Source organism: Micromonospora sp. NPDC048935, from assembly GCF_043197875.1.
Taxonomy (GTDB): Bacteria; Actinomycetota; Actinomycetes; order Mycobacteriales; family Micromonosporaceae; genus Micromonospora.
This window is the reverse complement of sequence record NZ_JBICTZ010000006.1, coordinates 295886-313611: the sequence shown is the minus strand read 5'-3', so window position 1 is coordinate 313611 and position 17726 is coordinate 295886. Positions and strand designations below refer to the sequence as shown.

Here is a 17726-nt window from a genome sequence, read left to right as displayed (position 1 = left end):
TTGCTCGTGGTCACCGTCGGCTCCCTTCATTGCATCTGGTGGTCGGGTCGGATCAGCGGGGCGCCGGGTCGGCGGCTCCGACGTGTCGGCCGGATCCCTGGCGGCACACGTCGCGCCAGGCGGCCGGGTCGTCGGGGTTGTCCGGGACGCGTTCGCAGATGACGTAGCGCCGTGGTGTCATCGCCGTCGGATACGCCTTCACCGCTGCCAGGCAGGCCGCGTGGGCCTGTTCGGGGGTGCGGATGGCCTCGGTCCGCGCCAGCTGAGCGACCAACGGCAGGCCGTCCACCTCCGCGAAGATCCGGGCACCGGTCGACGGCAGGCTGTCGTCGAGCAACCGTTGCACCTCGGCCACCTCGATCCAGCAGCCGTCCACGAGCAGCCAGCCGGGGCCCCGCTGTACCGGGCTGAGCGGGATCGAGTCGCGGATCCCTCGGGCGTCGAGGTCAGCGGACCCGGCCGCGATCAACAGGTTCTCGACCGCCAGGAGCAGCGATTCGACCTCGTCGTCGGGGATACGGCCGGTGTCGCTGCTCCAACAGCCGAGACGCAACTGCCCGTCGGTGCCGTAGAGATCGAAGCGGATCAGCGTGGTCCCGGCGGGCATCGGCTGCCGCCGCAGCTGCGTCGTTCGTCGCGCGGCGACCAGTTCATCCGGCGTGGGTACCGGTGCCGTGGCCCGTCCTGCCGCCCGACCGGACTCGATGACAAGGTTGTTGAACAGCGGTTCGCAATCGAATACGACGCCGCGCTCGTGCTCGATGCGGCGTGCGACGGCACTCTGCCGGTCCACGTCGTAACGGCCGTACCGGCTCGCGTCGACCACAGCAGCCCACGCCTGCCGGACCAGCCGGTCGAAGGTGGTGTCACTGATCGTGAGCGTGATCGACGCGAGCTGCGCGAGGCTGCCGACGTGCTGCCGAAGGTGCGGCTCGAAACGATTGGCCGACAGGGTGGGGAGCACGAGTTCCTGTACGCCGGTCCGGTGCGAGAGCACCGCGCCGATCGCCGCCAGCACGACGCTGGCACGGCTCGTCCTGGTGCGCGCCGTCACCGCTCGCAACGCCGTCCCGGCTGCGGTGGAGGTCATCTCGACGGAGACCGACCCGGTGCCGGCGGCGACCCGTGGGACCGGGTACAGGCACTGCGGGATGCGGGAGAACCGGTCCTTCCAGTAGCTCAGCACCGATTCCTCGTGCCGCAGGGCCTTGGGCGAACGTTCCAGGGCGACCAGGTCCAACGGCTGGATTGGTGGTCCGCCGGCCGGTCGTGCATCGCGGTCACGGATCAGGTCCGCGAACTCCCGCTTGATGATCTCCATGGCCTGATAGTCGACCGCGAGATGCGAGCAGCCGATCACCGCGGCCTGCACCACCCCGGCGGAGCTGGTGGACGCGTCACCGGACGACACCGCGAGGGCGACCCGGACCGGCAGTTCGCCGATGCGGTACGCCCCCGCGGCGCGCAACCGCCGGGTGAGGTCCCTGGCCAGGCTGGCCCGGTCGACGAGTTGTGGGTCAGCGGCCTCGATCGCGTAAACCTCGACGACAAGCTCGCCGGTGGCGTGCACGAACTGCTGCGGTTCGAGGTCGTCCACGTAGGTCGTCCGTAGTCCTTCGTGCCGCTCGATCAGGACCGCGAGTACGCGGGCGACGTCGTCGACCACGGTCGCGGCCGGAACGTCGAGTTCCCCCGCGACGGCCGCGAAGAACTGCTCCGACTCACGACGCAGCCACTGCAGAATGTTGTACTGGCCGATGTTGAGGGGCCCCTCGGCCGATCGCGTTCCGTGGAACCGCACGGTCACCGGTGGCCGTGGCACCAGGCTCACCGATCGCCCCCGACGCCGGGGCGCGCGCGTTCCGGCTGCCTGGTGGGTCCGCGTCGTCCGGGTGCTCGGCGCGGCACTGTCGATGTGCCCTGGTGAGACCATGTGCGCCAGGCTATTGAGCGCTGCACGCCGCGCAGTAGAGAAGGACCGGCAGCGACTCGGGGCTGGGTCGTGTGCGTTGTTCTGCCGGTTGTTCTCTGCGTGTGCCGGCCCGGGCGGGACATCATCGACCTGCGTCCATCATGTGTGCGCCGGCCAGGTCTGCCGGGTGGGTCTGCGTCTCGTCCACTCGGCCGGCCCGTCCGGCAGGTCGCCGACCGCTGGGTGGATGACGACGCACTCGATTGTGGGAGGCTCGAATGAGCGTATCGATCCGTCAGCGGATCACCGCTATCGCGGAGATGTCAGCCGATCGGCCTGCGGTCGTCGGCTTCGACGAGAACTTCGTCGAGCAGGTGCTGACGTGGCGGGAGCTGGCCGAGCGGAGCGGCCGGCGGGCGGACGCACTTCTGGACGCCGCCGCCCGGGGGGCCGGTCCGGGCGTGGTCGCGATCGAGGCGAGCAACACGATCCAGTCGGTGGTCGACATCGTGGCCGTCCTCTCCGCGGAACTGCCACTGCTGCCGCTGAACCCGGCCTCACCCGTACCCGAGCGGGAAAGGCTCCTCAACTTCATCGGTCAGACGTACGGACGGGCCCAACTCATCGACGCCGAGACCGACGCCGAGGCCGACGCGGGACGACCGGCGCGGTCGCCGGCGGCGATGGCCAGCCGGATCGCCTACCTGCTGCCCACCGGCGGCAGTTCCGGCCGGCCGAAGATCGCGATTCGGCCCGGACCGCTCGGCTACGACCCGCACCAGGTGCCGTTGCCCCTGCGCCGTCGCGCCGGCTGGCGGGCCGGTCAGCGGCAACTGATTCTCGGCCCGCTGCACCACGCGGCCCCGTTCACCACGCTGCTGGACGGGCTCCTCGACGGCAACACCACAATCCTGCCGCCGCACTTCCTGCCGGCCTGGACGGTGGAGCTGGTCGAGCGCTACGCCGTGGAGTGGATCCAGCTGACCCCGGCACACATGCGCACGATCCTGATCCTCCTCCAGCCCGACCCGGCGTCCTTCGCCAGCGTGCGTACGGTGATGCACACGGCCGCGTCGTGCGACTCGTTCACCAAGAAGCGGTGGATCGAGATGGTCGGGCCGCAGCACCTGTACGAGGTGTACAGCTCGACCGAGAACATCGGCGGCACCCTGGTGCGGGGGGACGAATGGCAACAGCGGCCGGGCACTGTGGGCCGGGGATTCTTCACGAAGATCAGCATCAGGGACGACGCCGGGAACCGGCTCGGCCCGGGGCAGACCGGCAAGGTGTTCATGCGCGCCGGTCGGGTCTCCAGAGGAGACGCCTACCTCGGCAGCCAGGTGCTCGAAACGACGGCCGACGGTTTCGCCAGCGTCGGCGACTTCGGATGGCTCGACGCGGATGGCTATCTGTTCCTCGCCCCCCGTCGGCACGACGTGATCAACGTGGGCGGTGAGAAGGTCTACCCCAACGAGGTCGAGGCGCAGTTGCTGGAACACCCCGGGGTGCTGGACGCCGTGGTGGTGGCGGTCGAGGACCAGGTGCTGGGCTCCACGGTCGGCGCCTACGTCGTGTGCAGGCCGGGAGCCTCGGTCAGTACCGGTGAGCTGATGGCGCACTGCCGGGCTGGTCTGGTCAACTACAAGGTGCCGACGCGGATCACGTTCGTCGATCAGGTGCCACGCTCGGCCGCCGGGAAGCTCGAACGATGGCGGCTGGCCGGCCAGCGGGGCTGATCGCGGTCAGGTCTTCACCTCGCCGGCAGGCTCGTTCCTGTTGCTCTGTGTCGTCAGCCGGCCGGCGGCCCGGCGCAGCGCGCCCAGCTCGTCGATGGAACGTGAGTGCCATGGGTTGTTCTCCTGCATCGCGAACGCGTTCGCGGCCTGCACGAAGAAGTGTTCCGCGGTATCGAACTCACCCCGGCCCAGGTACACCCGGCCGAGGCCGAACAGGGCGTGTGCATGAACATTCCGCTCCTGCGTCATCCGGCAGATCTCGACCGCCTCGCTGAGGTGAATCTCGGCGACGGTGAACTCGTTCTGCTCCAACATGGCCCCGCCGAGGCCGATCAGGGCGTAGGACTGGCCGATACGGTCGTCCTGCGCCCGAGCCAGATCCAGCGCCGACTGGAAGACAGCCTTCGCCGCCAGCGACTGCTTCGAGTCGGCAAACACCTCACCGAGCCGGTACAACGCCTGGGCCTGAAGGCGCCGGTTACCCAGCTGTTCACCCAGTGCGAGCGACTCTTTCGCCAGGATCTCGGCCTGCTCGGGGGCTCCGAGATCCAGGTGGCTACGTGCGAGTCCACTCAGTACGTGGGCCTGTGCGCCCAGGTCGTCGACTGCCCGGAACTTCTCCAGCGCCTGCCCGTAACGCAGCACCGCCATGTCGGGTCGACCCTGGATCCGGTCCAGGTGCGCAAGGTTGCGCAGCGTCAATGCCACCCCGGCCTGATCGCCGACCGCATCGAACAGGCTCATCGCATGCAGCAGGTTCTCGCCATCGTCCTCGGCGTGTTGGGCGACGCCCAGCGAGCCGAGTGACGCCAACACGGCGGCCTCGCCCCGGCGATTGCCGGCCCTGCTGGTGGCCTCCAGCGCGATGTTGTGAGTCGCACGCCATTCGGCGAACAGGCCGCATCTTTCATACATGGCGACCGAAACGGTGGCCAACTCCCAGCACAGTTCGTCCAGCCCCAGCTCTGCCGCCTGGCGGATCGCCACCTCCAGCGTGATGCGCTCCTCGTCGAACCAGGCGGTGGGATCGCCGAGGAAGCGGTCGAACTCGGCACGTGCGCCGGCCCACCGGGGTGCCGTGCCGTGCAGAACCGCGAACCGCCCCCCGTAGATCCGATGATGAGCCTCCTCGGCGAAGGCGAGCAGGGCACCGAGCGATCGGGTGACCGCCACTATGCAGGTCTCCCGGTCGTCCTGTGTCAGCCGGTGCTCGCTCGCAAACACCCGCACCAGCTCGTGGAATCGGTATCGGGGTTGCTTGGTGAGCGCGGAGAGGTGGGCCTCCAACAGCCGGACGTCCACCAGCTCGTCGAGGAGCGCCGTGGCCCGCCTCGAATCGCAGTCCAGCAGAGCCGCCGCGGTCCACGCGCTGAACTCGTGTAGCTCCAATGCACTGAGCAGCCAGAACAAAGTCTGCGCCGGCACGGTGAGGGACTCGTACACGTCAGCGAGCAACGAGCGGACCGCGACGTCACCGTGGGACAGTTCGTCCAGCCGAGACCGTTCGTCGCGCAGTCGGTCGAGCAGGGTGCCAACGGCCCAGTGCGGGTGCGCGGCCAGTCGCACCCCGGCGATCCGCACGGCCAGGGGCAGGCCACCGCACATCTCGGTCAGCGCCGCCGCGGCCTCGGGCGCCGCGGCGACCCGCTGCTCTCCGCAGATCTGGCCGAGCAGGGTAAGGCTCTCGTCGGCCGACATCATGTCGACGTCGACGGCTCGGGCGCCCGGGATACCGGCGAGCCGGCGGCGACTGGTGATCAGCACCGCCGGGCCTGGCACGCCGGGGAGCAGGTCGGCGATCTGGTCCTCGTTGCCCACATCGTCCAGCACGATCAACAGCCGCCGCGTCGCGAGCTGGCTCCGGAGTAGGTTGATCCGCTGGCCGGGTGCGACCGGGATCGCCGCCGGGGCGACGCCGAGTCCGTGCAGGAGGTCGCTGAGTACGGCTTCGGTCGAGCGTGGCTGCGTGGTGCTCCCGTAGAGGCAGGCGTACAGGCTGCCGTTGACGAACCTGGCGCGCAACAGGTGCGCGACGTGCAGGGCAAGCGAAGTCTTTCCACAGCCCGGCGCGCCGGTGATGACCGCGATCGGCACCTGTTTGGTGTCCTCGCTGGTCAGCGTGGCGGTCAGGGTTTCGATCAGCGCCGCATGGCCGACGAAGTCCGGCAGATCCGCGGGCAACTCCTGCGGACGGTGCACGCTCGTGGCGGTCTCGGTTCGCCTGTCGTCCACTTCGCCGCTGATGCTGCTGTCCTGGCTGAGGATCGCGCGTTCCAGCTTGCGCAGGTACTGGCTCGGCTCGATGCCGAGCTCGCCCACCAGGTTGGTGCGGGCCGTACGGTACGTCGCAAGCGCTTCTGCCTGCCGTCCTGACCGATACAGCGCGAGCATCCGGAACCCCCACAGGCGTTCCCGCAGGGGGTAGTCCGTGGTCAACGCGACCAGTTCCTCGACCAGTTCCCGATGACCGCCCAGGCCCAGACGGATCTCGGCGCGGTCCTCCAGCGCCATGATCCGCCGCTCCTCCAGACGGTGGGAGACGACTTCGGCGGCCCGGCCGGGCACTCCGCCCAACGCCGGTCCGGACCAGATGTCGATCGCGCGGTCCAGGTGCGTCAGCGCCTCGTCCAGCCGACCTTTGGCTGCGGCGGACCGGCCCCGGGCGAGAGCGTCGTCGAACATGAGGTAGTCGAGCTGCTGACGGTCGACCCGGATGGAGTACCCGAGTGGGCTGGTGTCGATGATCTCCGGACTGCCGAGAGCCCGGCGCAACGCGGAGATGCAGATCTGGATCTGACCACGCGCGCTGGGCGGCGGGGAATCGTCCCAGACTGCGCCGATCAGCTTTTCCACGGTCACGACATGGTTGGCGGCCATCAGCAAATTGGCCAGCACTATACGTTGCCGCGGGGAGGTTATCGGCACGGGGGAACCATCGACCACGGCTTCCAATGTTCCGAGAACCCGGAACTCGACTCGCACCATGTCGGCCAGCATACGGTATCACGAAACGACGATCATCAATCACGTTTGTTCCGGAAGTTCGGGCGGCAACCGGGCGCAGTCGAGCGGGGCCGCGGAGCAGGGCTGCCGCGAGTAACCTCAATTCGTCGGGAGGCGGTTTGACCGGTTACAGATCGTCTTACTGATGACCTGTGGCGGGCGAAACCCCGGTAAATTCTGAACGATAGTATGGTCGCTCGATGTCGTGAGGATCCGGCATGTCGTGTGGTTCCGGCTTGATCGGTTTGTCCGACCCGGGGGATGAGGCGGCGCTGCTTCGGGCCCGGAGCCCACCGGGCCTGTCGCTCACCGGCGCCTGATGGGCGCAGTCTGTTCGGCGACGGGGTAGCCGGGCAGGGCCGAGGCCAGAGTCGCGACGGTCGGCCAGTCGAACAGGGCCCGCTCCGGGAGCTGCCGGTCCAGGGCGACGCACAGCCTGGCCACGGCCTGCGTCGCGAGCACCGAGTGGCCGCCGAGGTCGAAGAAGTTGTCGTGTCGCCCGACCTCGTCGAGATTCAGTACCTCGGCCCACACCTCGGCGATGACCCGCTCCGTGGTGGTGCTTGGCCTGTCCTCTTCGGCGAGCGACGACTCTGCATAGCTGATCTCGTTCATCGTCCATTACCTCCTGGCCGGTGACAATATGGCGTCGAATAGCGACAGTCGCAGGTTCGCCACCCTCGGGAGAATTGTGGTTCGCTCGGCCGGCGCGGGCAAGGACAGGCGGGAAGAAGCAACGGCAGTCAACCACTTCCGGAACTTCTGCCGATTCTTCTCTGGGGCCACCCAAGCTTCCGTGGAACCTTGGTGACTGTTGTCAATCCGCGCCGACGGCGCGGATTGCCGCCGTTACCAAAGGAGCGGTTGATGGTTGGCTTGGCCGAGCTCGCATCCACCCTGCTGGGGCATCCGGCCGTGCGTGATGCCCGGGCGACGACGATCCGCCACGACGATCGGGACGTCACGATCGGCGTGGTCGAGTTTTCCCAGTACGTAAGCGGGCCGGAGCTTCGTGGCCACGTGTGGGACCGGCTCGGTGCGGGCTGTGGATTGGACGGTGTGCTGCTCGTCGACGCCATGCCGCTCGCCGGCAACACGCTCGACACCGAATACGTCCGGTCCGCTGTCATCGCCGGCACGTGCACCCTGTTCGAAGGTCCGGCCGACGGCGTCGAAGAGCGGCTCCTGTCGATCTGGTCCAGCACCATGAACCTCAAGTGGATCGGCGTGTACGACGACTTTCTGGACCTCGGCGGCGACTCGATTGTTGCGGTCGAGGTCCTTGCGAAGATCGAGGACGAGTTCGGCACGGCGCTGGACGTCTACGACTTCATGAGCACCTACCACATCCGCGGCGTCGCCGGCCTTCTGAGCGAACCTCGGGTACTGCAGCAGCAGTAGTAGTAGTTGAGTAGGCGAGCCGCAGCAAGTCCCCGCGTGTGCGGGTATGGGTTGGCCTGCGGGTCGGCGGGAGGCGCTATTCGGTGAAAGCGGTATGTCACTGAGATATATTCATGTCTCAGTGACATACCCGAGTGGTGCTGGTCCGCGTCGCCGAGATCGACGCCCCGGGTAAACCGCCCGCGCAGGTCCGGGAGGCGGAACCTGCCGTTGCCCGAGCCGTGGTTGCCGCCGATGACGGCGTGCAGGGCGCGATAGTCCGCCTCATCCAGTTCGGCGCCGGCACAGTAGAGCCAGCCCTGCCCGTGGGCGTCAATCCGCGACGGCGCCCGCCGGGTTCTTGACGAGATCGCGGATCCCGGCTTCCAGCGGCACCGTGGCTCGCCAGCCCAGTTTGGTCCGGGCGGCCGACACGTCCAGGCACACCCGCCCCACCTCCCCGGTGATCCGCGCGACGTGCACGGGCCTGGCCGGGGCGTCCAGCGCGTCGCACACGGCCTGCAGGGCTGCCAGCACGCTTGTCTCCTGCCCCGAGCCGATGTTGAGCACGACCGGCGCGGTCGTCGCCACCGTCAGCCGGAACGCCTCCGCGACGTCGTGGACGTGGACGAAATCGCGCGTCTGCCGACCGTCGCCGATCACCTGCTGCGCCTCGCCCGCGGCCACGGCCCGCGCGAACCGGGTCAGCACACCGGGCCCAGGGCTGCCGTCGAGGTAGCGGCCGTACACGTTGCCCAGTCGGAGGACGGAGACCGGCAGCCCGGTCAACGCACCGTACACGCCGGCGTACGACTCGGCGGTCGCCTTGCTGAGCCCGTACGGGCTGATCGGCCGGGGCTGCACCCGTTCGCTTGTCGCTGCGGCGGCACCGGCCTGCTCGCCGTATACGGCGCCCCCGCTCGATGCCAGGATCACGCGGCACTGCCCGGAATGGGCCGCGGCGTCCAGCATGGTGACCGTGCCGAGCACGTTGGTTCGGGCGTCCCGCACCGGGTCCTGCGTCGACGCGATCACGCGCGGCTGGGCCGCGAGGTGGACGAGGCCGTCAGGCGACCAGCGGCGCACTGCGCGGGCGGCCTCGTCGGTGGTGGCGTCGGTCACGAAGACGTTCTCCTCGCGCAGGCCCAGGCGGACCAGTTCGGTGAGCGTGACCAGCCGGCCGCTCGACAGGTCGTCGAGCACCGCGACCTCGAAGCCCTCGTCGAGCAGCACCCGCGCGACATGGCCGCCGATGAAGCCCATGGCGCCGGTGACCAGGACCCTCATCGACGTGTCCCGGTGAGTCCGGCCGGCTCCGTGGGCGCGGGAGCGCCCATGTGCGGCAGGCGGACCAGCTCCTCCGCTCCCGACAGCAGGTAGCGGGCGACGTCCTTGCCCATGCGCACCGCGTGGTCCATGTTGCCGTGCTCGTACATCCACACACCGAACCGGCCGCGCGAGTAGATCTGGTGGCTTTCCAGGTATCCCAGGATCGTCGCCACGGCCTCGGTGCGGTCCAGGGTCGGTATCGGGTAGGCCAGCGGCACCCGGCGGACGAACGTGGACACCACGCTGCTCTCGTCGGGCAGCAGCCCGGAGCGGACGAGCCCGCGAATCGTGTCCCGGGTGGCCTCGCCGGCGTCCGGCCAGGGGGTGCCGGCCGGCTGTGCGATCTCGGCCATGAACGAGACGTGACCGTCGTACGGCTCGGGCAGGTTCCGCGCCGCGCACAACCCGATGTTGGTGATCCGGTAGAACGGGTAGACCTGCTCGGGGAAGTACAGCCAGTGCCAGTCGGTCCGTACGGTGCCCCTGGCACCCACGCCGACCACGAGAACCTGGTTGTGCCGCAGCGCCCGGGCCGCGTCCCGCACCTCGACCGGGCAGTCGGTAAGCGCGGCGACCAGAGCGGTCAGCGGGATCGTGGAGATCAACTGTTGGAAGCCGAGGCGCTCACCGTTGCCGAGGGTCACCGTGTGCGCGTGCGGATCCACCTGGGTCACCGTTCGCCCGTACCGGACGTCGGGCAACTGGTCGGCCAGCCGGCGGAACGGCTCGCCGATGCCGCCTCTGCCCGGATAGCTGAACGTGCTGTTGGGCCCCCAGCCGGGCGTCACCCTTCCGTGCACCAGGTTGGCGAGCGCCGTGCGCCAGTTCACGGTGGCCACGCGTTCGGCGATCCAGTCCGCGGACATCTCGGTGCAGGGAACTGTCCACACCTTGGCGTTGTAGGGGCGCATGAACCTGTTGGCGACCCCGGCCCCGAAGTTCGTCATGATCCAGTCGTCGAACGTCCGGACCACCTGCCGGGGCCGATCGATGAGGTCCACCATGCACTCCACGGCCTCGTCCGTCGGCAGCATTGCGAGGTTGTGCTGAAACGGATAGGGCACCCAGCGGTCCCCGTACACGACGTAGGAGGAGCGCTCGTGCCTCAGCACGTCGTCGCCCATCATGTCGTCGAGCAGCTCGTCGAAGTCACCGAACGGGCTGAAGGCCACGTGTGCGCCCAGATCCCAGATGAAGCCGCGATCGTCGGTGAACGACGAGGCGAGCCCGCCGGCCGACTGCTCGCGCTCCACGACGATCGGCGTACGGCCGCCGCGGCACAGCTCACGCGCGGCCGCCAGGCCGCACGGGCCGGCGCCGAGGACTACGTGTTCGCCTGCCTTGGGGTTGGTTGATGCCATCGCCTACCTCCATCGCGGCAGTGAGACCGGCCGTCCACATAGGACACCCGGACGCTTCGACCGACCACCAGAGCATCACGGCGTGGGACGTCACACAACAGTTGAGCGGGGGGTGCACCGGTGGTCGGGTGCGGAGCTTGTCGCCTCGTGACCGCGGCTGGAATCGTCGCGGCCATGCCCGTCATCGTCGTTCGTGACCTGGTCAAGCAGTACCACCGGAGCAAGCGGATCACCGGGCGCTGGGGCGCCCTGCGCACCCTGTTCACCCGCCAGCGCGAGGTGGTGTGCGCCGTCGACGGCATCAGCTTCGACATCGAACCCGGCGAGATGGTCGCCTATCTGGGCCCCAACGGCGCCGGCAAGTCGACGACGGTGAAGCTGCTCTGCGGGATCCTGACGCCGACGTCTGGCAGCGTCGAGGTGGCCGGCGTCCGCCCGTGGTTCGACCGCGTGCGCAACGCCCGGCAGATCGGCGTGGTCTTCGGCCAGCGCTCGCAGCTGTGGTGGGACCTGCCGTTGCGCGACTCGCTGGACCTGGTGGGCCGTCTCTACGAGGTACGCCCGGCCCGGTACCGGGAGAACCTGCGCCGGTTCACCGACCTGCTGCAGATGTCCGCCTTCCTGAACACGCCCGTGCGTCAGCTCTCCCTCGGCCAGCGGATGCGGGGCGAGCTCGCTGCCGCGATGGTGCACGAGCCGCGCATCCTGTACCTGGACGAACCGACGATCGGGCTCGACGTGCTGGCGCGCGACCGGATCCGCACGTTCATCCGCGAGTTGAACCGCGACCGCGGCGTGACGGTCATCCTCACCACGCACGACCTCACCGACGTCGAGCGCCTGTGCCACCGGCTCCTGCTGATCGACAACGGCCGCCTGCTGCACGACGGTGACCTCGCCTCGCTGAAGGCGGCCTTCCCCGCCTACCGGCAGCTCGTGGTGCGGATGCCCGAATACACCAGGGCCCCGGAACTGGCGGGTGTCGAGGTCTCGCCGCGCGGTAACGGCGACTGGGTCCTGCGGTTCGATCCGGCCGCGGTCAACGTGGCCGAGCTCGTCGGCACGGTGCTCGGCCGGTATCCGGTCACCGACCTGTCGATCCTCGAGCCCAGCCTGGAGGACGTCGTGCACCGCCTCTACCGGGCGGGAGGCCCGCCGGTGCGTCCCGCCAGCGAGACACAGCCCGCGTGACAGCTGTTCCGTGTTGTTCCGGCCCCACGCGACAATGGTGACGCCTCTCGGCCGTTTCCCACCGACCAGCTCAGTTGGGAGTGCTGTGCCTGGTGTCCGCTTGCCGAGCGCCGTGGTCCGGTACCGGTGCATGATGGCGATTCAGGCCCGCACCTCGCTGGTGTACCGCTCCAACTACCTCGTGAACGTGGTTGCGGTGGTCTTCCAGGTGTACCTGTTGCGGATCCTCTGGACCGCCGTCTACCAGGGCCGTCCCGAGGTCGCCGGGGTCAGCCTCGGCATCATGATCACGTACGCCACCTTCGCCAACGTGCAGACCTGGGTCACCTCTCCGTGGGAGTTCTCGCTGATACCGCCGCGTGTGCGGGAGGGGCAGATCGCCGGGGACCTCACCCGGCCGATCGGCTTCACCACGCAGATCCATGCGCGTCAGGTCGGTCGGGCGCTCGCCACCGCCCCGTTCGTGGCCGCGACGCTGCCGCTGGCCGTGCTGGTCGGCGGGGGACGGGCACCGGCGGGCCTCGCGGCCGCGTTCGGCTACGCGCTGAGCATGGTGCTGGCGTATCTCGTCAGCGCCATGCTCTCCGTCCTGGTCGGCATGATCGCGTTCTGGACGATGGAGACGACCGGCATCTTCGTCATCTACCGCGTCGTCTTCATGTTCTTCTCCGGCGCGCTCGTTCCGCTGTGGTTCATGCCGGACGCGCTGCGCCTGGTCGCCGAGGCACTGCCGTTCCAGGCGGTGACGTACGCGCCACTGGCCATCTATCTCGGCCACGCGGCTGCCGCCGACGTGCCAAACGTCCTCGCTCTGCAGGCGTTCTGGGTCGTTCTGCTGTGGCTCGGCGGTCGGCTGGTCTGGTCGCGGGCGGTCCACCGCGTCGTCATTCAGGGTGGTTGACTCCCAGGAGGTGTCGATGTCTCCCGTACGCGCGTGGTGGATGCTGACCCGAGCCGCGGTCCGGGCACAGGCCCAGTACCGGGTCAACGTCGTCGTCACCATCCTGGCCGGCGTCGTCTACCAGGGCGTCGGGCTCGCGTCCATCGCGGTGGTGCTCCACCGGTTCGGTGACCTGGGCACGTGGAGCGTCGCCGAGGTGACGTTCCTGTACGCGCTCCGGCTCACCGCGCACGGCGTGTGGGTGGCGCCGTTCAACCAGCTGCTGTCGATCGACGAGATCGTGCGCGAGGGACACTTCGATCGTTTCCTGGTACGGCCGGGCAACCCGTTGCTGTACTTCCTGACCTACCGGGTGTCGCTGATGCCGACCGGCGACCTGCTGGGCGGCCTGGTGCTGCTGGCCGCGGCGTCGGCGGTAACGCCGATCGACTGGTCGGTGGCCGCCGTGGCGTACGTCGTGCTCGCCGTGCTCGGCGGCGCCTGCCTGGAATTCGGCATCCAACTCGGCCTGGGCGCCCTGACCTTTCGCACCCTCTCGACGCAGGCGCTGCGGTCGACCATCGACACCGTCTTCAACACCTTCGGCGGGTACCCGATGCACATCTTCTCGGGCACGGCACAGTTCGTGTCGACCTTCGTGCTGCCGCTCGCGTTCGTGGCCTATCTGCCGGGCACGGTGCTGATGAACCGCACCGGCGAACTGCGCGTGCCCGGATGGCTGGCGGCGGGCTCGCCGCTGGTGGGCTGTCTGCTGCTCGCGGGTGCGTACACGATCTGGGTCCGGGAGCTTCGGCGGTACCAGAGCAGCGGACACTGAGGGATCAGCGGGGGCCGCCGCGCAGCGGCCGCAGCAGGTCGGACATCCGGGTGGTCGCTTCCAGGTTCTCCGCGCTCTCCAGCGGGATCCGGAACACCCGGCGGTTCAGCGTGAGCGCGACCTGGACGCCGACGAGCGCGGGGAACGCACCTATCGTCCTCGCCAACAGTCGGAACGGCAGCGGGCCGGGCAGCTCGGGCCGGATCTCCCGGGCCAGGGCGAGATACGTGCGCGCCTTGCCGTAGCGGTGCTCCGCGATGCACACCCGGGCGGCGATCCAGACCAGGAAGTTGACTGCGAACTCCTCGATCGCGCCGTCCATTCGGCCGTGGATGCGGGCGACATCGAGCATCTTCAGCACCGACGTGAAGTACTGCTCGTTGTCGAACCGCATCTGCTGGGTGGCCCGCTCGCCCGGGTGGTTGCGGTAGATCACCCCGACCATCTCGAGCGGTGCGGCCTTCGCGCCGGCCAGCGCGTGCCGGGCGGACAGCTCGATGTCCTCCATGCAGCGCAGATTCTCGTCCCAGGTGCCGAACCTGTCCAGCGTCGACCGACGGTACAGCGGCTGGGACGTCTCCAGGGACGGCACACCGGTGCCGGGCAGGACAAGCGAGTAGACCCAGTCGTGCATGCCCTCGACGCTGCGTTTCAGCTCGTCCTCGGGGAACGCCGGCTCATCGGTGAACTCGTACTCGTCGGGGTAGTGCACGGCGGTGAAGACGAGGTCGAGGCCGGGCTCGGCGCGGAACCTCTCCAGCGACTGCTCGATCTTCGTTGGCATGAGAACGTTGTCGGCGTCCAGGAACTGGATGAACTCGCCCTGTGCCCGGCCCAGTGCCACGTTGCGGGCGTGACAGGCTCCGCCGTTGGGAATGGACGTCACGTCGATCCGGTCGCCGAACTCCGCCAGTACGGCCATGCTGTCGTCGGTCGAGCCGTCGTCGACCACGATGACCTCGACCCTCGGGTGGGTCTGGCGCAGGGCGCTGTTCACGGCGTGGCGCACCCACCTGCCGGCGTTGTAGCAGGGCACGATGACGCTCACCAACGGGGTGTCGACGGACATGCTCGCCTCCTTGCGCGGGAAGATCCAGATCATGGGGATGTGCGGGGCGACCCCCGGTGCCGCGGCCGCTCAGCGATGCGGCGCGAACGCCGCGATGCCGTTCGGGGTGCCGAGGCCGGTCGGCCCGTCCCATCCGCGAACCGCCGTGCAGAGCCGGGTCTCGGCGCAGTCGCCGGTGCTGCCGCTCACCACGTCGAAGAGGCCGGCCCGCGCCCGGTACGGGTAGCTGTTCGCGGTCCTGGCATGGCCGGCCGCCCCGGCGAGCGCGTAGACGCCCGCGATGAAGGGCGCGCCGGCGCTCGTGCCGCCGTCGATACCCCAGCCGGTGTCGCCGTACGTCTGATAGACCGCCACGCCCGCGTCCGGGTCGCCGATCGCCGCCACGTCGGCGGTGGCCCGGCTCGCACACGGTGTGCGTCCACGCTGGAACGACGGCCGGGCCAGGTACGCCGAGCAGCCGCTACCACTGCCCGGCCAGGCACTCTCCGTCCAACCACGCGGGGTGTGCGAGCGTGCCAGGGTGGTGCCGCCGACGGCGGTGACCCTGGGCGAGGATGCCGGATAGACGGGGCCGGCGACGTAGCCGCTGTCGCCGCTGGCCGCGGTGAACACGACCCCGGGATGGTCGAAGACCGGTCCGTCGATCACCGCCTCGAGCGGCTCCTCGGCGGTGCCCCAGCTCATCGACACGTAGGGCGCGCCCAGCCCGACCGCGGTGCCGACCGCCGTGAGCAGGTTCATCGACGCGTCGTCGGCCTCGACGAGCAGGATGCGGCAGGTGGGGCACGCGGCGGAGACCATGGCGAGGTCGAGCGAGATCTCGCCGGCCCAGCCCGCGTCGGCGGCCGGCAGTGGTGCCGGCGCCCCCAGCTGATTGACCTTGCGGAAGCAGCCGTTCGCCGAGGTGCAGGGCGGTAGACCGAAGGTCGCGCGGTAGACCGCGAGGTCGGACTCGGCGTTCGGGTTGTCGTAGGCGGCGACGATCGCGATCGTCGCGTCGGTCGACGAGCGCGGCAGCCGGTATGCCGAGCGCAGGTCGGCCGGACCGAATCCGGCCGGCTTGCCGCCGGACCGCAGCGTTGTCGATGCGGCGCGCCGGTGGGCGAAGCAGCGGAAGTGGGTGGGGTCGGCGGGTGTCGCGCAGCCCAGCCGCCCACCGCTCGGCGCGACTCCGGTGGGAACCGCGACTCCGGTGGGAACCGCGACGACCGGGACCGCCGTGGCCGCCAGCATCGCGGTCACCGAGGCGAGCACCACCGCGCTCCGCAGAGATCTGTGCACGTGGTCTCCTTCGTCGGCCGGTGCGGTCGCATGCATCGATGAGTGTGTAGGCGCGTCTCGGGCAGGCGCAACAGCCGGCACGGCGGCCGTGCCGGCGGCTGTCTCGCCGGCGAGACAGCGGTGCTCCGACCCCCTTCATCGCCCTTGTCGCCCCGCTCGCGCGGTCGGTAGAAAAGGCAGCAGCCCCCCGAATCCGCCATCAGAGGAGAGCCTGATGAGCACGATGCTGGACGTGGTTTGCCCAGGGTGCGATGGCAAGGTCTCGGTTCGGTCAACGGTCATGGTCACCGAGATCGTCGAGTGTGGAGAGTGTCGCGGCGAGCTGGAGGTGGTGGCCACCGCGCCGGTGGTGCTCGCCCTGGCGCCGGAGGTGGAGGAGGACTGGGGCGAGTAGCGGCGGCCGGTCGGGAAGTGGATGCCATGTCCAGACTCGCCATGCTCGGCGGTGAGCCGGCGGTGCCGGCCGGCACGCCGGCGCCCGAGTGGCCGGTGGTGACCGAGGCCGAGCACGCGGCGGTGGCCGAGGTGCTGCGTTCCGGCCGGTTCACCTGCGTCGCCGCCGGGGAACAGGAGATACCGGCTCTGGAACGGGAGTGGGCCGGCCGGGTCGGCACAGCGCACTGCCTCGCCGTGGCCAACGGCACGGTGGCGCTGTCCCTCGCCCTCTGCGCGGCCGGTGTGGCGGCGGGCGACGAGGTCATCGTTCCGGCCCTCAGTTTCGTCGGCAGCGCTCTCGCGGTGGCGCACCTCGGTGCCGTGCCGGTCTTCGCCGACATCGATCCGGTCACCTTCAACCTCGCACCGGACGCGCTGGCGGCGGCGCGGTCGGCGAGAACCGCCGCCGTGCTGCCCGTGCACCTGCACGGCCTGCCCGCCGAGATGGACGAGATCTGTGCGTTCGCCGGGCGGCACGGCCTGGCCGTCGTGGAAGATGCCGCACAGTCGCACGGCGTCGCCTACCGCGGCCGGGTGACCGGCTCGATCGGCGACCTGGGAGCCTTCAGCCTCAACGCCTCCAAGAACCTGCCGACGTGTGGCGAGGGCGGTCTCGTCACCACCGATGACGACCGGCTGGCGGCACAGGTCGGCCGGATGCGGCAGTTCGGCGAGGACATCCCGGCCCGGGGCGAGCGGCCCTACCTATCCCGAAGCATCGGATGGAACGCCAAACTCGGCGTGATCCAGGCCGCGTTCACCCGCCGCCAGCTCACCCGGTTCGACGAGGTGAGTGGGGCGCGGGACCGTGCCGTCCGGCCGTTCCTGGACCGGGTGGGGGCGCTGCCGGGCTTCTCCGTGCCGGTCTGCCCCGAGGACCGCGAGCACGGGTGGCACATCCTGCGGTTCCGGGTGTGTGCCGAGGCGTTCGGCCTTCCCCGCGAGTACGCACCGGCGCTGCGGGCCGCGGTGACCCGAGTGCTGCGCGGTGAAGGCGTGCCGGCATCGCGGTACCAGTCCGTGCCGCTGTCCGAGCAGCCGGTCTTCCGCGACGGCGGGGTCGCGTATCGGGCCATGGACGTGGATGTGTGCCGGGCGGTCGTGGACGACTCGTTCGTCATCCAGCGTGCCCAGCTCAATCCCGGCACGGGCGCGCTGCTGCGGCGATTCGCCGACGCGTTCGAGAAGCTGTGGGCCAACCGCGACGTGCTCGTGGCGATGGCCCGCTCGTCACGGACGGACACGCCGGTCCCGTCGCCCGCGCACACCGACCCGCTCGCGCACACCGACCGGCTCGGGTGCTGAGACCAA

The 17726-nt window shown here is 69.6% G+C and carries 15 protein-coding genes; 7 read left to right on the top strand and 8 right to left on the bottom strand.

The window, feature by feature from the left end; translation table 11 throughout:
* Positions 1 to 52 precede the first annotated feature (52 nt).
* Positions 53 to 1822, bottom strand: a complete 1770-nt coding sequence (locus tag ACGFIW_RS19125) for a condensation domain-containing protein (protein WP_393317152.1) — start codon at positions 1820 to 1822, stop codon at positions 53 to 55.
* 368 nt (positions 1823 to 2190) lie between these two features.
* On the opposite strand from ACGFIW_RS19125, the gene ACGFIW_RS19120 reads away from it, so the two are divergent.
* Positions 2191 to 3648, top strand: a complete 1458-nt coding sequence (locus ACGFIW_RS19120; protein ID WP_393317149.1) for an AMP-binding protein — start codon at positions 2191 to 2193, stop codon at positions 3646 to 3648.
* A gap of 6 nt (positions 3649 to 3654) precedes the next feature.
* Here the strand turns inward: ACGFIW_RS19120 and ACGFIW_RS19115 are convergent, their stop codons facing one another.
* Together ACGFIW_RS19115 and ACGFIW_RS19110 are read right to left on the bottom strand one after the other, a co-directional pair.
* Positions 3655 to 6633: a BTAD domain-containing putative transcriptional regulator gene (locus ACGFIW_RS19115; protein ID WP_393317147.1), complete on the bottom strand. Its 2979-nt coding sequence runs from the start codon at positions 6631 to 6633 to the stop codon at positions 3655 to 3657.
* A 324-nt stretch (positions 6634 to 6957) separates the two neighbouring features.
* Positions 6958 to 7266, bottom strand: a complete 309-nt coding sequence (locus tag ACGFIW_RS19110; protein ID WP_393317144.1) for a phosphopantetheine-binding protein — start codon at positions 7264 to 7266, stop codon at positions 6958 to 6960.
* Positions 7267 to 7518: 252 nt separating this feature from the next.
* On the opposite strand from ACGFIW_RS19110, the gene ACGFIW_RS19105 reads away from it, so the two are divergent.
* Entirely contained in the window at positions 7519 to 8052 is a 534-nt protein-coding gene (locus tag ACGFIW_RS19105; protein ID WP_393317141.1) for a phosphopantetheine-binding protein, read from the top strand.
* Here ACGFIW_RS19105 and ACGFIW_RS19100 read toward each other — a convergent pair.
* The 3 genes from ACGFIW_RS19100 to ACGFIW_RS19090 are packed head-to-tail and all read right to left on the bottom strand — an operon-like array spanning position 7992 to position 10721.
* Positions 7992 to 8369: a phage tail protein gene (locus tag ACGFIW_RS19100; protein WP_393317420.1), complete on the bottom strand. Its 378-nt coding sequence runs from the start codon at positions 8367 to 8369 to the stop codon at positions 7992 to 7994. The two genes, ACGFIW_RS19105 and ACGFIW_RS19100, sit on opposite strands and share 61 nt — an antisense overlap.
* Positions 8365 to 9318, bottom strand: coding sequence for a GDP-mannose 4,6-dehydratase (locus ACGFIW_RS19095; RefSeq protein ID WP_393317139.1), 954 nt, complete (start codon positions 9316 to 9318; stop codon positions 8365 to 8367). The genes ACGFIW_RS19100 and ACGFIW_RS19095 overlap by 5 nt, the downstream gene beginning before the upstream one ends.
* Complete coding sequence (locus ACGFIW_RS19090) at positions 9315 to 10721, bottom strand: protoporphyrinogen/coproporphyrinogen oxidase (RefSeq protein ID WP_393317136.1); 1407 nt, start codon at positions 10719 to 10721, stop codon at positions 9315 to 9317. The genes ACGFIW_RS19095 and ACGFIW_RS19090 overlap by 4 nt, the downstream gene beginning before the upstream one ends.
* Before the next feature lie 174 nt (positions 10722 to 10895).
* On the opposite strand from ACGFIW_RS19090, the gene ACGFIW_RS19085 reads away from it, so the two are divergent.
* From ACGFIW_RS19085 to ACGFIW_RS19075, 3 genes are all read left to right on the top strand, one after another.
* Entirely contained in the window at positions 10896 to 11912 is a 1017-nt protein-coding gene (locus ACGFIW_RS19085; RefSeq protein WP_393317133.1) for an ATP-binding cassette domain-containing protein, read from the top strand.
* Between the two features lie 130 nt (positions 11913 to 12042).
* A complete protein-coding gene (locus ACGFIW_RS19080; RefSeq protein ID WP_393317131.1) occupies positions 12043 to 12813 on the top strand; it encodes an ABC transporter permease in 771 nt (256 codons plus the stop codon).
* A gap of 16 nt (positions 12814 to 12829) precedes the next feature.
* Positions 12830 to 13630, top strand: coding sequence for an ABC transporter permease (locus tag ACGFIW_RS19075; protein WP_393317128.1), 801 nt, complete (start codon positions 12830 to 12832; stop codon positions 13628 to 13630).
* A 4-nt stretch (positions 13631 to 13634) separates the two neighbouring features.
* Here ACGFIW_RS19075 and ACGFIW_RS19070 read toward each other — a convergent pair whose 3' ends face one another.
* Positions 13635 to 14699 carry a glycosyltransferase family 2 protein gene (locus ACGFIW_RS19070; protein ID WP_393317125.1) on the bottom strand — a complete coding sequence of 355 codons (1065 nt, stop codon included), beginning with the start codon at positions 14697 to 14699 and terminating at the stop codon, positions 13635 to 13637.
* 69 nt (positions 14700 to 14768) lie between these two features.
* A complete protein-coding gene (locus tag ACGFIW_RS19065) occupies positions 14769 to 15980 on the bottom strand; it encodes a S8 family serine peptidase (RefSeq protein WP_393317123.1) in 1212 nt (403 codons plus the stop codon).
* A 214-nt stretch (positions 15981 to 16194) separates the two neighbouring features.
* Here ACGFIW_RS19065 and ACGFIW_RS19060 point away from each other — a divergent pair, with 214 nt between their 5' ends.
* Positions 16195 to 16374, top strand: coding sequence for a lysine biosynthesis protein LysW (locus ACGFIW_RS19060; protein ID WP_393317120.1), 180 nt, complete (start codon positions 16195 to 16197; stop codon positions 16372 to 16374).
* A 26-nt stretch (positions 16375 to 16400) separates the two neighbouring features.
* The gene (locus ACGFIW_RS19055; protein ID WP_393317118.1) at positions 16401 to 17720 is read left to right on the top strand and encodes a DegT/DnrJ/EryC1/StrS family aminotransferase; all 1320 of its coding nucleotides are present in this window, start codon (positions 16401 to 16403) and stop codon (positions 17718 to 17720) included.
* The last annotated feature ends 6 nt before the right edge of the window (positions 17721 to 17726 follow it).

Bases quoted from the DNA above. Each gene is read 5' to 3' on its own strand.
- ACGFIW_RS19120 (WP_393317149.1), top strand. From the start codon at position 2,191: ATGAGCGTATCGATCCGTCAGCGGATCACCGCTATCGCGGAGATGTCA.
- ACGFIW_RS19115 (WP_393317147.1), bottom strand. From the start codon at position 6,633: ATGGTGCGAGTCGAGTTCCGGGTTCTCGGAACATTGGAAGCCGTGGTC.
- ACGFIW_RS19110 (WP_393317144.1), bottom strand. From the start codon at position 7,266: ATGAACGAGATCAGCTATGCAGAGTCGTCGCTCGCCGAAGAGGACAGG.
- ACGFIW_RS19105 (WP_393317141.1), top strand. From the start codon at position 7,519: ATGGTTGGCTTGGCCGAGCTCGCATCCACCCTGCTGGGGCATCCGGCC.
- ACGFIW_RS19095 (WP_393317139.1), bottom strand. From the start codon at position 9,318: ATGAGGGTCCTGGTCACCGGCGCCATGGGCTTCATCGGCGGCCATGTC.
- ACGFIW_RS19090 (WP_393317136.1), bottom strand. From the start codon at position 10,721: ATGGCATCAACCAACCCCAAGGCAGGCGAACACGTAGTCCTCGGCGCC.
- ACGFIW_RS19085 (WP_393317133.1), top strand. From the start codon at position 10,896: ATGCCCGTCATCGTCGTTCGTGACCTGGTCAAGCAGTACCACCGGAGC.
- ACGFIW_RS19080 (WP_393317131.1), top strand. From the start codon at position 12,043: ATGATGGCGATTCAGGCCCGCACCTCGCTGGTGTACCGCTCCAACTAC.
- ACGFIW_RS19075 (WP_393317128.1), top strand. From the start codon at position 12,830: ATGTCTCCCGTACGCGCGTGGTGGATGCTGACCCGAGCCGCGGTCCGG.
- ACGFIW_RS19070 (WP_393317125.1), bottom strand. From the start codon at position 14,699: ATGTCCGTCGACACCCCGTTGGTGAGCGTCATCGTGCCCTGCTACAAC.
- ACGFIW_RS19060 (WP_393317120.1), top strand. From the start codon at position 16,195: ATGAGCACGATGCTGGACGTGGTTTGCCCAGGGTGCGATGGCAAGGTC.
- ACGFIW_RS19055 (WP_393317118.1), top strand. From the start codon at position 16,401: ATGTCCAGACTCGCCATGCTCGGCGGTGAGCCGGCGGTGCCGGCCGGC.